Here is an 11,871-nt window from a genome sequence, read left to right as displayed (position 1 = left end):
TTATTTACATCAATGCTCCCAGGAAACGGGTTGCGATGCCAAAATAGATAAACAGCGACAGAATATCATTGAGCGTTGTAATTAATGGACCGGAAGCGACAGCCGGATCGACGTTGAAGCGGCTTAACAAGAGCGGAATACAGGTACCTGTAAGTGTGCCGATGACGAGGGTGAAGAACAGGGATACACCAATAATGGCGCCGAGCAGCCAGTCACCTTGCCAAAAATAGGCGATAACTGTAATGAGCATGCCGCATACGAATCCAATCATCGTACCTACCTTAATCTCACGTCCAATTAAGGCGAGCACTGTAGCTTTGTCAAGCTTGCGTCCAATCAGTCCGCGCACAACGACAGCAAGAGACTGTGTACCCGTATTCCCGGTCATACCGGCGATCATGGGCATGAAGAACGCCAGTGCCACAACCTGATTCAGCGTGTCCTCGAAAAAATCCACGATGCTGCCCGAGATCAGTCCGATAAATAACAATAAAATCAGCCAAGGGAGGCGACGTCTGACGGCAACCAGTGGTTTAGTATCAAAATCGATATCTTTACTGCCGCCACCCATCTTGGCGATGTCTTCACTGGCTTCGTCCATAATAATATCAATGACATCATCCATTTGGATAACACCGCATAATCTCCGGTTCTCATCCACGACAGGCAACGCCATAAACTCATAACGCTGCAACAGCTGTGCAGCTTCTTCCTGGTCCATATCGACTGTTGCATGGATGACACGCCGGGTCATCAGCTCGTCCACTTTGGTTTTGTCATCTGCCTGAGCGAGGGACTGATAGCTCACGACCCCAACCAGCTTGCCTTCATCATCGGTGACATACAGATAACTGGCCGCAGGAATGTGCAGCGTAGCCTGTGATTCTCTCAACGCCTCCTTTGCGGTTTCATGCGATAACAGGGTACGGTATCGATCGGTCATGATTCGTCCCGCCGTCTCCGGTGGATAGTTCAGCACGGAGCGGATGATCGAAGAGTGATCCAGGTTCATATTGGACAACAATTCTTCCCTGCGTTTGAGTGGCAGATCATGCATGAAGCGAATCAGATCACTTTTGTCCATTTGCTGCATGACTTCAAGAGTGCGCTCCGGGCCTAACTGTTCGAATAGATGCACCTGTTCGTGAAGCGTGAGCGCTTCTGCCATATCGGCGAGAACGTCTGGTTTGAATAAGAGCAAGAAGCGTTTCGTCTCTTCTTCAGGGAATTTTTTATATACGAGTGAAAGATCGTACGGATGTAGCTCCTTGGCCCATTTGTAAAATTCGGGCAGATTCTGGGTTTGCACAGATTGAACAAGGAGTTCCGTGATCTCTTCAACCGAAAAATCTTTTATGGAAGGGGATCGGTTCATATGAAGTCTCCTTTCTGAATGGAATTCAACTCCGTATTCTTAAACGAAATGGGACGGAAGTTAAACAGCAACCACTGGAAATGGATATTGTAATCTTGCTAAAACATTCGATATGGGCTTACAAATGAATGCTGTCGGGATATACTTGATGTAGAAAACCCGATGAGGAGGAGTCATGTGGAATCGGTTGTAAGAACACAATTGTTATCTTTGGTCGAACCGGAATATCAGAAATTCGCGGCTGCGCTCATTCCGAATATCACGAATCTGCTAGGTGTGAGACTGCCTGAAATACGCAAGATGGCGAAACTAATCGTCAAAGAGGACTGGCGTGCCTATCTGAAAACCGCTGACGATGATTATTTTGAAGAAGTGATGCTGCAAGCGATGGTCATCGGTCATGCCCAAGCAGATATGGAGGAACTTCTGCAGCATATTGCCTGGTTTGTTCCCAAAATAGATAACTGGTCGGTATGCGACAGCTTCTGCGGCGGCCTGAAATACACGAAGAACCATCTAGATCAGGTGTGGCATTTCTTGCAACCCTATCTGGTATCCAACCAGGAGTATGACATTCGCTTCGGGGTTGTGATGTTGTTGAACTTTTATATGGAAGAAAAATATATTGATGAAGTTCTTGCTTCATTAGATAACATCAGGCACGAGGCGTATTATGTGAAAATGGCTGTGGCCTGGGCGATTTCCATCGCTTATGTGAAACAGCCAGAAGTCACTATGCGTTATCTGCTGCAGGACAATACATTGGATGACTTTACGTATAATAAGGCTCTTCAGAAAATAACGGAGTCCTATCGTGTTGACCCGGAGACAAAGCAGATTATCCGCAGCATGAAACGAAAAGCGAAGAAACCGACTCGGGTATAGTATGTGTGCAAAACGAGAAAAGAAACCAAATATAGAACCTACGAGGGGAAAGGACGATAGACGTATGAGAAAGAGCATCTTGTGGACCAAAATGGAACTGGACGGTCGTCCGTGGGTATTGCTTGCCACCGAAAAAGGGTTATGCCGAGTCATTATGCCCAATGAATCGCTGGAAGACTGGAGCAGCTGGATTGGCCGCATTGCGCCTGGAGTGGAGCTTGAAGAGAACGAAGCGGCGTTGAAGCAGACAGGGATGATAGATTGGTTACAATCCTATTTTGCTGGAGAAAAAATAGCCTTTACCAATGAAATCCCGCTTGATCTGATCGGAACACTGTTCCAACAGCAGGTCTGGACCGAACTGGGGCGTGTTCCATATGGGGAGACAAGAACCTATGGCGACATTGCAGCTGCGGTGGGAAGACCCTCAGCGGTACGAGCTGTTGGGGCCGCCAATGGAGCCAACCCCATTCCGGTACTGCTGCCATGTCACCGCATTATCGGGGCAAACCGCAAGCTGACCGGATTTCGCGGAGGGCTGGAGATGAAGCGCAGACTACTGGATATCGAGCAGATCGAAGGCGTAACCGATGGCGGACATGCGCGGTTTAATTTCTGATCATAATATGTTTATATAATGCTCATATAAAAAAAGAAGCAGCAGGATAATAGCTAAGTGTTCACTTGCTGAGACTTCTGAATACGTACAGACACTGGGTACTCCCTAGTGCCTGTTTTTGTGTTTTCCGATGTTAGAAGTCGTCTTATTCCAGTAAAGACCTGTAGATTGATGCGCAAAGACTCACAAAGCAAGGGAATAAGGTGTCTACGATTCGTAACGATGCCTGATCCGTGGAATTAGGCCAAATAGAATAGAGTGTGTATGATTCATTAAATATAATAACGATTGGCAGAGAACAGCCCAGCCACTGGCGCTCGCGCTGGCTCTGATGATTATAAGTTGTTCGCATATTCCACATTTTGGGTTATGATGGAAGTTGCTTCTACCAACTGGAATACGAAGAAACGGGCTAAGCGGATCGAAGAAGTGAAACCCTTTGGCGTAGTTGAGCGGTTAAATCAGAGCGTGTGCAAAGCAACAACAATGAAGATGGATCTGGACACAGGGATCATCCAGAATAGAGGAAAAGAAATGAACAATAACAGAACATCAGTTACATATTTCAAAATAAGCATGGTATTAATCGTTGCTACCATAGGTTGTCTGCTTGTTGCTGTCTACTTGCGTTCCAAAACAAACACGAACATGTATCCATTTTTAATGTGGGATATTTTTTTAGCATGGGTGCCTTTCATTATTTCCTCAATCATTAGTTATGTCAGCAATAAGAAACTTACAAAAACGAGCATCGCACTAGTCATGGTGATGTGTGCATGCTGGCTGTTCTTTCTGCCGAATTCGGCATATCTTTTCACAGAAATCCTGCATGCATTTAGATACTTTGATCGTCAAGGGGAAACTAAATTCTGGGTTCATATTGATTTTTGGTATAGCCTCACCCTAACGTTTGTCGTAGCCATACTGGGTTTACTTCTGTCCATCTGCTCGATACATCAAATCCACGAATTGTTAAATAAACGACTAAATCAATTTGGCAGAATGGTCGTTGTAGGCGTTGTTTTACTCCTGAGCAGCCTCGGGGTATACATTGGGCGATTTAATCGCTGGAATAGTTGGGATGTCCTGAAGCAGCCTGGCCTCATATTGAAGGATATCATGACTGATTTAAGTGCAGGCAACAGCATTCTGGTTGAATTTGTGGCCATGATATTTGTGATTCAAATTTTTGCATATATTACACTTCGTATACTTATGGGGAAGTCCAATAATATCTAAACGAAAATCGTATGGAACACCAACATTTTAACTATTTTTGCTAAATGAAGTCTTATGGTAGCATTGACCACAGATGAATCGGTACTCGATGTAAGATCGACCGAGTGGAAAGAGGGAGTGACCATGCTCAAGCAGGAATACTGGTTAACCAACGTATCATTGGAGCAAAGTTATATAATGGAAGACGGTCAGGTAACTGGCACCCGGACAAGCCTTGGTCATCTGCGGATTGAAAATGGAGTCATTGCAGCCATTGTGGATGGGGATGCGGAATTAACAAGCGAGTTGCCAAAGGTTGATGGTAAAGGATTGCTGCTGTTGCCTTCGTTCGAGGAAGCGCATATTCATTTGGATAAAACGTATTATGATGCACCATGGAAAGCGGTGCGACGCATCTCCAGCATTTTCGAACGTATCGAAGAAGAGAAGGTGTTGCTGCCCAAGCTATTACCCGATGCGAAGCGTCAGGCGGAGAGCATTCTGACCTTGATTCAGGGATATGGTTCCACCCATGTACGCAGTCATTGCAATATTGAACCGGTCAGCGGGTTGAAGCGATTGGAAGCAACACGGCAGGCATTGGGGACATTTTCGGAGAAAATCTCCTCTGAAATCGTGGCTTTCCCGCAGCATGGGCTGCTCCGCTCAAATTCAATAGAGCTGATGCGTCAAGCTATGTCTGAAGGGGCTACTCATGTAGGCGGACTTGACCCTAACACCGTAGACGGGAATATGGAGAAGTCCCTAGACGCGATGGTTGAACTGGCTGTTCAGCATCGGGCAGGCATCGATATTCATTTGCACGATTCCGGAGAACCGGGTAAACAAACGTTGCTGCAGTTGGCTGATCTGACCGAAGAAGCAGGACTTCAGGGTAAAGTTACCGTAAGCCATGCGTTCTGGTTCGCCCGTGCGGAGCAGCAAGAAACGGAAGATATGGCCAAGCGAATGGGCTCCCTTGGTATGAGCGTGGCTTCGACCATGCCTATCGGTAAGATGATGATGCCGCTTCCGATGCTCCATCAACATGGGGTGAACGTGAAGCTGGCGACAGACAGTTTGACGGATCATTGGTCTCCTTTTGGTAATGGAGATCAACTGGAAAAAGCGGGCCGTTTCGCCGAACTGTACGGATATAGCGATGAACGGTCCTTGTCTCAATCGATTGCATTTGTAACAAATGGCATCACTCCACTGGATTCAGAGGGACAACAGGTATGGCCGAAGGTAGGGGACACGGCGAGTTTTATACTCGTTCACGCAAGTTGTTCTGCGGAAGCAGTTGCCAGAAGATCTGAACGACAGGCGGTATGGTACAAGGGACAATTGGTGAGCGGATCTTTGTAGGTCATAGGGAAATGGTACCGACATATATAACCACGAATATTCGTGGTTTTTTGTGTTGTTTAAGAAAGGTTACAACTTATAAAATTGTGCATAGACCACATGTTTCAAGTGAAAATTCGGTTTTATCGAGTTGGTAAAAAAGAGGAGGAACTTATTGCGTATTCCACATATTGGGTTATGATGGACGTAGTTTAATGGGAGGAGTAATGACAATGAAGATTCAATATGCTGATGAAACCGATTACAGTTATATTTTTGAACGAGATCGACATATCCATCCCTCGCTTGTGGAGACAAAGATCAAAGAGAACTGGGAGCATCTGATGAAGCAAAAAGGGTTTGATACGGTAATGACTTCTACACAGTCAGATGAACACGCGCAACACTTTTATAGAAAATTGGGGTATGTTGATGCGGGCTCTCTATTGCTGGAAACGCAGCCTTTGGAGATTATTTTGATCAAAAAAATCTAGTCATTTCATTCAAGGAGAGATGGATGTGTCAGCAGAGAAAGTAACACTGCAACGTATAACCAAGGAAAACGAATTAGCGTGCATTCAGCTTAAACCGCGCGAAGACCAATTGAATTTGGTAGCAAGCAATGCAGATTCATTAATTCATGCGACGAAGGAAATCACCTCGAGGCCATACGGAATTTTTGCAGAGGACCGCATGGTAGGCTTTATTTTATTTGATAATGAGATATATAATGATGGATATTATTGGATACTTCGTTTTATGATCGATGAGAAATACCAAGGGAAGGGTTACGCCAAACTGGCAATCAAGGAAGTGATTCACAAGTTAAAAGAGAGAACCGATTGCAAGCAAATCAGGGTATCCCATGTGCCGCACAACATAGTGGCAAACGCTTTATATAAGAAATCCGGGTTTCAGGAGACGGGTGAATTCGAGGACAATGGTGACATCATATTAAGTTATTATATAAGTTGAGGAGTGGAACAAGATGATCAGAGAGGCCGAAGCAAGGGATGTCGAGGTTATTGAAAGATTGTACAACGAATTATTACCGAACAACTTGAATACGAAGGTACTGGCGGAGCGAATTGAAGAAGTAAGGAATAATCCCAACAGTTTCTTATTTGTTTACGAAGTCGGTGATCAGGTTATTGGGACAGCGCATTTACATCTTTGTCTGGATGCTTTGGTGGAAAATAGACCGTTTGGCGTGGTTGAGCGGGTTATTATTACGGAGCATGTGCAGAGCAAGGGATATGGTTCTGAACTTATGAAGTATATAGAGGATGTATGCATACAGAAAAATTGTGTAAAGGTGTTTCTCACCAGCGGTTCATCCAGATACGAGGCACATGGCTTTTATACGAAGTTAGGGTACGATGGGGAATCCAGCAAGGCTTTTAAGAAATATGTATAAAACAGCTCAAGCTGGATTGTATATTCGTATCCTTTAATTTTATGAAATGATGGGAGGATATATAGATGAAAGACATGAACTATTACGAAACTTTTATTGCAGTAGCAGAAGATTGTCCTGTTCAAGTGGCAGAGATCCCCAAAGCCAAAAACGGCGGCAAAACCGTTTCAGTTATACAGTATGAAATGATAACAAACCACCCTTATCAATATACGCAAGAGGATGTCATGTTTGAAGTGTTCGCGCAGCGCAATGATATTCCCGATGAACAAAGATCCACAGAGAGAACCAAGTTTTTCTCTAAGGGACAACCCTGTCTTCGTACTTCTTCCTTGGGTAAACGTTATGGATGGGGCATTCATCATAATTCACAAGGGAAAGTGGCGATCTATGCTGTTGAATCCGAAGAATATAAAAACTTTATAAACGATAGCAGTTTAAAACATGTAAAGGCGATGCGTTCGAGCCGTCAATAGATCTATCGTTTAACTAACAATACTTAGAAGTAAGGAGAATAGAAACAAACATAGGGCTATATTGAAGGGATTTCAAAACGTCCGCTACAAGCAGGAGGCTAGAGATGCACGCTTTAACCAAAGAAACAACAGATGAATTACTGGAAGCGATGGACACGTACAAAAGAATTGCACAAGAACTGATCGACAAATTGATCTCGGAAACCAGCCAGGCTGAAAAGGAAGAGATCATCGATGGAGCCTATTACTTGCTTTCTAATGAAGAAGTAGTAAATGGTGAAGAATATTTGAGTGGAAAATGGCATTTTGATGTTCATGGAGAGCATTGTTTGTTCGAGAATGCAGAAACAGGCCAAACCTTGGAGGTTTCTCTCGGCAGTAAAGATGATGTGGGTAACATGGACCCCTATTTTTTCTATAACTTTTTGAAATCCACTGCAAATTATGAACACCTGATCGCCTATTTTGAGAATCCCTTTGGGGACATGTTGGATTTTTTCGAAAGGTTGGCAGCCCAGAACGTGCTGATTCATGTTCATGGAGTTGAATATAGAAAGCTTCTTTAACGGCGTAAAGCAGTATCCCGTTCTTTCAAATAAGGGATGCGTTTGAAGAGAAGAACGGGATTATTCGTTACTACATAAAGAAAGATTAACGATGTACGCGTATGACAATATCCTGGTCATGGTTGCCGAACCCTGAACCATAGAGTGTTAATCCTCCGACGTTAGCCCCCTCCTCGTCAACCGTGAATCGAAGTGTCCAGAATGGTTCCTCCAGTTGGATATCCTCGATCGTCACGTCTGACATCCACTCCCCATCCATATACGTACCCGAGTCATCAACACGAATCGTCTTTAATAATCCATATTGATTCACATTTCGATGCCACCATGCCGGTGTATATTTGCCTCGAGCAGCTCTTCCGAAATCAGCAGGGCTTGTCCAGGTACCAAGTGAAATACCATTAAACGTAAAACGGATATCTGATGGCCAATGATCTCGTAAACCCGGGGCCTCAGAAGCCATTTCCACTGAAATTTCAATGCTTCTGGCAGTCTGATCAGGAAGCATATAGTTAGGTGTTTTGTATTCGACATACCCTCTTCCAAACCAGAGGATGGCAGCGTGAACCCGCTCAGGATCGAGAAAGTAGCGTGGGTCGTCCCAAACACCGATTTCTTTCTCATGGGTCCCAAGGCCGCAAGTAGGATGGACTTCAAATGCAGTATAGTGACCCACTGAAATGGTCTGCTCTCTGATCCTTGCTGTCCGGCTGGCGGATGGCAGTTCGATCTCGATGTTATTTGGTTTGAGAAAACACAACTTATGCGTGCCTCCATTCAGACGTATCCTGCGGCTTTCAATCAGTCCGGCTTGCTCAAGCTTTCGGATGTGCATCGTGACGATGGAAGGGCTGAGTTCTAACGCAGCCGCAATATCCTTCACATTCATTTCGCGATCTGCAATCAAATCCATAATTCTCCATCGAACCTCGCTTGCCAGTGCCTCGTATAACGGTATGAATCTTGCTTCTCCGTTCGCTTTAATCATTTTTAACAATCTCCTAACCTGATCTATTGAAATCACATATATATTCATTTAATGAAATTAACTTCACCCTTCAACTCTAACGCATTGAAAGTATGTTTGCGATAGTGTTTAATTTTTTTATCTGCGTATGAAGTTGGATTCTCAAATATATGAATTATAGAAAAAGAGGTGGATCAAATGAAATTCAATAATCCGGTCATTAAAGGGTTCTATCCAGATCCAAGCATTTGCAAGGTGGAGGACACTTATTATCTGGTGTGCAGTTCATTTCAGTATTTTCCGGGTGTCCCGCTTTTTGAAAGCAAAGATTTATTGAATTGGACCCAAATCGGTCATTGTTTAACCCGAAAAAGCCAGATTCAACTGGAGACGGTGAGTAGCTCAGGTGGCGTCTTTGCCCCTACGATACGATACAATAACGGGCGATTCTATATGACCACGACCAACGATACTACCCGTCAGAATTTCTATATATGGACTGACGATATACACGGAGAGTGGTCAGAACCGATTATTGTGAATCAAGGAGGAATCGACCCGGATTTGTATTTTGAGGACGGTAAGGCCTTCTTTATGAGCAATGGGACCGACGATGAAGGCATTGGCGGAATCATTCAGTGTGAGATTGACATTGAAACGGGTGACAAAAAGACCCCGAGCCGTTCAATATGGCAAGGTTCAGGCGGCCGTTATCTGGAAAGCCCGCATTTGTATAAAATGAATGGTTACTATTACCTCATGGCATCAGAAGGTGGAACCGAATACGGTCATATGGTCACGTACGCCCGGGGAGATTCACCTTCAGGTCCTTTCGAACCCTATGCCAAGAATCCTGTTCTGACCAATCGTAACTTGGGTGGTTATGAACTGCAGGGGGTTGGTCATGGCGACCTGGTTCAGGATCAGGAAGGGAATTGGTGGATCTTCCATTTGGGATTCCGTCAGATAGGACAATGGCTTACCTATCATCATCTTGGCCGAGAAGTATTCCTTACGCCGGTTACCTTCGATGAGGAAGGCTGGTTTACGGCAGGGCATAAAGGTACCACGCTTATGAGTTTTGAAACCGATCGTATTTCCGACACAGTTATTCAACAAGAGAAAAAAAGCTATACGTTTGAGAACACGGATTGGAATCTGGACTGGTGTTATCTTCGTCATCCCCATACAGAAAATTACTTGTTAGAGCAAGGCAAAATAAAGTTAAAAGGAACCGAAGTGACACTGGATGTTCCGGCATCCCCGACATTCATTGGCCTACGTCAAAAAGACTTTGACGCGACCATCTCTGTTGATGTAAGTCTTACGAATGGCGAGGCAGGCATCACCATCTACATGGATGAACAGCATCATTATGACCTGGCCATTCGGAAAGAGCAGAGCGGGTATAAGGTGATTGAGCGTCTGAATATTGGGGATATCAAATCCGTCGAAAATGAAGTGGAACGGGGAAATGAGCATCATGCCACATTGGTTATACGGTCAAGTCATGAGCGCTATAGCTTCTTCATTCAGGCAGATGGCAAGGACATCCTCTTAGGTACAGCACAGACGAGATATCTTTCCTCGGAAGTTGCCGGGGGATTTACCGGGGTTCTCATTGGTCTATACGCTATAGGCGAAGGTTCTGTGGCTGAGTTTTCTAAATTTAAGTGTGATTATCTTTAAAAAGGTAAGGGGAGGGACTTTTGTTCCTTCTCTTTTTTGTGAATTCTCGTGATTTCTCAAACAAAAATGTAGTAGCACTTGTTTATATATTATATAGCCGTGACAAAGAATGAGTTGTATGCTGAGAATCGAATACATAGTACATCAAATTCGGGTAAACCACTAAGGATACCAAATTAGGTTTTCTTTCAGGAGAGGAATCATCTCACTTGATCTATACAGAGAGTGCAGAGAAATGATAGAAACTATATTTGCTGAGTTTGGAAGGGAGGACTTCATGGAAGATCAATGGAGAATTGCAGCGTATGATCCCGCATGGAGGCATATGTTTTTCGAAATAGGGATGCAATTAAGAGAAGCAATGGGAGAAAAGGCCGTGAGGATCGATCATGTCGGATCAACTTCCATCGTCGGAATGGATGCCAAGCCGATCATAGATATCCAAATTTCCGTATCCAATTACGAAAATTTGCTTAACTACAAGCAGGAAATCGAAGCGGTCGGCTTCATATTCAGAGAAGATAATCCGGATAGAACCAAGCGATATTTTCGCGAAGTACCCGGAAGCAGAAGAACACACGTACACGTAAGACAAGCAGGGAGTTTCTCTGAGCAGATGAATTTGCTTTTTAGAGATTATTTGAGGGAACATCCAGAGGATCGATTGAAATATGCGGAAGAGAAGCACAGACTTATGGCATTATACAAGGACCAACGGCCAAAATACGTGGAAGGCAAAGGACCGATGGTGTGGAGCATATTAGAAAAAGCTCATTTATGGTCCCAAGAAATCGGATGGCTACCGGAAAAATCTGACGCTTAAGAACATTTAATGAATGTGGATAACCTTAGGGAGTGGTGAGATGAACCTAGGAAGAAAGCTGCTGACGACCGTTCTAACCATCATTAGTTTTACTTTAATTGCAAGTATCATATCCATGAATGAATCCTACAGCTTTGATTTTTATATTATTGCTTATCTTGTATATGCGACTCCCCTGATTGTATTGATCGGTTTACCGTTATCCCTGTTGTTGGATTATGTGTTGAGCCGAATCAAATTCGACAATCATGTCTTGTATCTAATTACGAGGATACTTGGCTACGCATGTGCAGGAGTACTAGGAATGTATATCTATTATTTGCTCATGGGTGCTGGAGCAGCAATTTTGGATTTCAAAGAGACGTTAATTTTGACTTTATTTGGCGTCATGGCTGCTATACTGTTTGTACTGGTCGATATGGGATTGGAAGGTTTGTTAAGGGTACGAAAACGGAAGACGTAGTTATATGAAGTGCTGGAGTAATATCA

The 11,871-nt window shown here is 44.0% G+C and carries 14 protein-coding genes; 12 read left to right on the top strand and 2 right to left on the bottom strand.

Features of this window, described 5'->3' with window-relative positions; translation table 11 throughout:
• Positions 1–4: 4 nt before the first annotated feature.
• Positions 5–1,375, bottom strand: a complete 1,371-nt coding sequence (mgtE, locus tag JNUCC31_RS07035) for a magnesium transporter (protein WP_192269997.1) — start codon at positions 1,373–1,375, stop codon at positions 5–7.
• Positions 1,376–1,552: 177 nt separating this feature from the next.
• Here mgtE and JNUCC31_RS07030 point away from each other — a divergent pair, with 177 nt between their 5' ends.
• From JNUCC31_RS07030 to JNUCC31_RS06990, 9 genes are all read left to right on the top strand, one after another.
• On the top strand, positions 1,553–2,260 hold the full coding sequence (locus JNUCC31_RS07030; protein WP_192269994.1) for a DNA alkylation repair protein: 708 nt from the start codon (positions 1,553–1,555) through the stop codon (positions 2,258–2,260).
• A gap of 64 nt (positions 2,261–2,324) precedes the next feature.
• Positions 2,325–2,879, top strand: a complete 555-nt coding sequence (locus JNUCC31_RS07025) for a methylated-DNA--[protein]-cysteine S-methyltransferase (RefSeq protein ID WP_192269992.1) — start codon at positions 2,325–2,327, stop codon at positions 2,877–2,879.
• A gap of 288 nt (positions 2,880–3,167) precedes the next feature.
• A complete protein-coding gene (locus tag JNUCC31_RS07020) occupies positions 3,168–4,118 on the top strand; it encodes a DUF1361 domain-containing protein (protein WP_228469561.1) in 951 nt (316 codons plus the stop codon).
• 123 nt (positions 4,119–4,241) lie between these two features.
• Positions 4,242–5,465 (top strand): amidohydrolase, encoded by a 1,224-nt coding sequence (locus tag JNUCC31_RS07015; RefSeq protein WP_192272835.1) that lies wholly within the window; start codon positions 4,242–4,244, stop codon positions 5,463–5,465.
• A gap of 212 nt (positions 5,466–5,677) precedes the next feature.
• Positions 5,678–5,938, top strand: coding sequence for an N-acetyltransferase (locus JNUCC31_RS07010; protein ID WP_192269988.1), 261 nt, complete (start codon positions 5,678–5,680; stop codon positions 5,936–5,938).
• A 25-nt stretch (positions 5,939–5,963) separates the two neighbouring features.
• Positions 5,964–6,419 carry a GNAT family N-acetyltransferase gene (locus JNUCC31_RS07005; protein WP_192269986.1) on the top strand — a complete coding sequence of 152 codons (456 nt, stop codon included), beginning with the start codon at positions 5,964–5,966 and terminating at the stop codon, positions 6,417–6,419.
• 13 nt (positions 6,420–6,432) lie between these two features.
• On the top strand, positions 6,433–6,861 hold the full coding sequence (locus tag JNUCC31_RS07000; RefSeq protein ID WP_192269984.1) for a GNAT family N-acetyltransferase: 429 nt from the start codon (positions 6,433–6,435) through the stop codon (positions 6,859–6,861).
• Between the two features lie 65 nt (positions 6,862–6,926).
• Positions 6,927–7,337 (top strand): DUF6157 family protein, encoded by a 411-nt coding sequence (locus JNUCC31_RS06995; protein ID WP_192269982.1) that lies wholly within the window; start codon positions 6,927–6,929, stop codon positions 7,335–7,337.
• 104 nt (positions 7,338–7,441) lie between these two features.
• The gene (locus tag JNUCC31_RS06990; protein ID WP_192269980.1) at positions 7,442–7,903 is read left to right on the top strand and encodes a DUF6896 domain-containing protein; all 462 of its coding nucleotides are present in this window, start codon (positions 7,442–7,444) and stop codon (positions 7,901–7,903) included.
• Between the two features lie 85 nt (positions 7,904–7,988).
• On the opposite strand, the gene JNUCC31_RS06985 is transcribed toward JNUCC31_RS06990, so the two are convergent.
• On the bottom strand, positions 7,989–8,891 hold the full coding sequence (locus tag JNUCC31_RS06985; protein WP_192269978.1) for an ArsR/SmtB family transcription factor: 903 nt from the start codon (positions 8,889–8,891) through the stop codon (positions 7,989–7,991).
• A 177-nt stretch (positions 8,892–9,068) separates the two neighbouring features.
• Here JNUCC31_RS06985 and JNUCC31_RS06980 point away from each other — a divergent pair, with 177 nt between their 5' ends.
• From JNUCC31_RS06980 to JNUCC31_RS06970, 3 genes are all read left to right on the top strand, one after another.
• A complete protein-coding gene (locus JNUCC31_RS06980) occupies positions 9,069–10,559 on the top strand; it encodes a glycoside hydrolase family 43 protein (RefSeq protein ID WP_192269976.1) in 1,491 nt (496 codons plus the stop codon).
• Between the two features lie 277 nt (positions 10,560–10,836).
• On the top strand, positions 10,837–11,382 hold the full coding sequence (locus JNUCC31_RS06975; RefSeq protein WP_192269974.1) for a GrpB family protein: 546 nt from the start codon (positions 10,837–10,839) through the stop codon (positions 11,380–11,382).
• A 40-nt stretch (positions 11,383–11,422) separates the two neighbouring features.
• Complete coding sequence (locus JNUCC31_RS06970; RefSeq protein WP_192269972.1) at positions 11,423–11,845, top strand: hypothetical protein; 423 nt, start codon at positions 11,423–11,425, stop codon at positions 11,843–11,845.
• The last annotated feature ends 26 nt before the right edge of the window (positions 11,846–11,871 follow it).

The organism is Paenibacillus sp. JNUCC-31 (assembly GCF_014844075.1).
Lineage (GTDB): Bacteria > Bacillota > Bacilli > Paenibacillales > Paenibacillaceae > Paenibacillus.
This window is presented reverse-complemented; position numbering and strand designations above follow the sequence as displayed.

What these genes read in the sequence shown, in the direction of transcription:
- JNUCC31_RS06970 (WP_192269972.1), top strand. Translation starts at nt 11,423, where the DNA reads ATGAACCTAGGAAGAAAGCTGCTGACGACCGTTCTAACCATCATTAGT.
- JNUCC31_RS06985 (WP_192269978.1), bottom strand. Translation starts at nt 8,891, where the DNA reads ATGATTAAAGCGAACGGAGAAGCAAGATTCATACCGTTATACGAGGCA.
- JNUCC31_RS06980 (WP_192269976.1), top strand. Translation starts at nt 9,069, where the DNA reads ATGAAATTCAATAATCCGGTCATTAAAGGGTTCTATCCAGATCCAAGC.
- JNUCC31_RS07025 (WP_192269992.1), top strand. Translation starts at nt 2,325, where the DNA reads ATGAGAAAGAGCATCTTGTGGACCAAAATGGAACTGGACGGTCGTCCG.
- JNUCC31_RS06990 (WP_192269980.1), top strand. Translation starts at nt 7,442, where the DNA reads ATGCACGCTTTAACCAAAGAAACAACAGATGAATTACTGGAAGCGATG.
- JNUCC31_RS07015 (WP_192272835.1), top strand. Translation starts at nt 4,242, where the DNA reads ATGCTCAAGCAGGAATACTGGTTAACCAACGTATCATTGGAGCAAAGT.
- JNUCC31_RS06995 (WP_192269982.1), top strand. Translation starts at nt 6,927, where the DNA reads ATGAAAGACATGAACTATTACGAAACTTTTATTGCAGTAGCAGAAGAT.
- JNUCC31_RS07010 (WP_192269988.1), top strand. Translation starts at nt 5,678, where the DNA reads ATGAAGATTCAATATGCTGATGAAACCGATTACAGTTATATTTTTGAA.
- JNUCC31_RS06975 (WP_192269974.1), top strand. Translation starts at nt 10,837, where the DNA reads ATGGAAGATCAATGGAGAATTGCAGCGTATGATCCCGCATGGAGGCAT.
- JNUCC31_RS07000 (WP_192269984.1), top strand. Translation starts at nt 6,433, where the DNA reads ATGATCAGAGAGGCCGAAGCAAGGGATGTCGAGGTTATTGAAAGATTG.
- mgtE (WP_192269997.1), bottom strand. Translation starts at nt 1,375, where the DNA reads ATGAACCGATCCCCTTCCATAAAAGATTTTTCGGTTGAAGAGATCACG.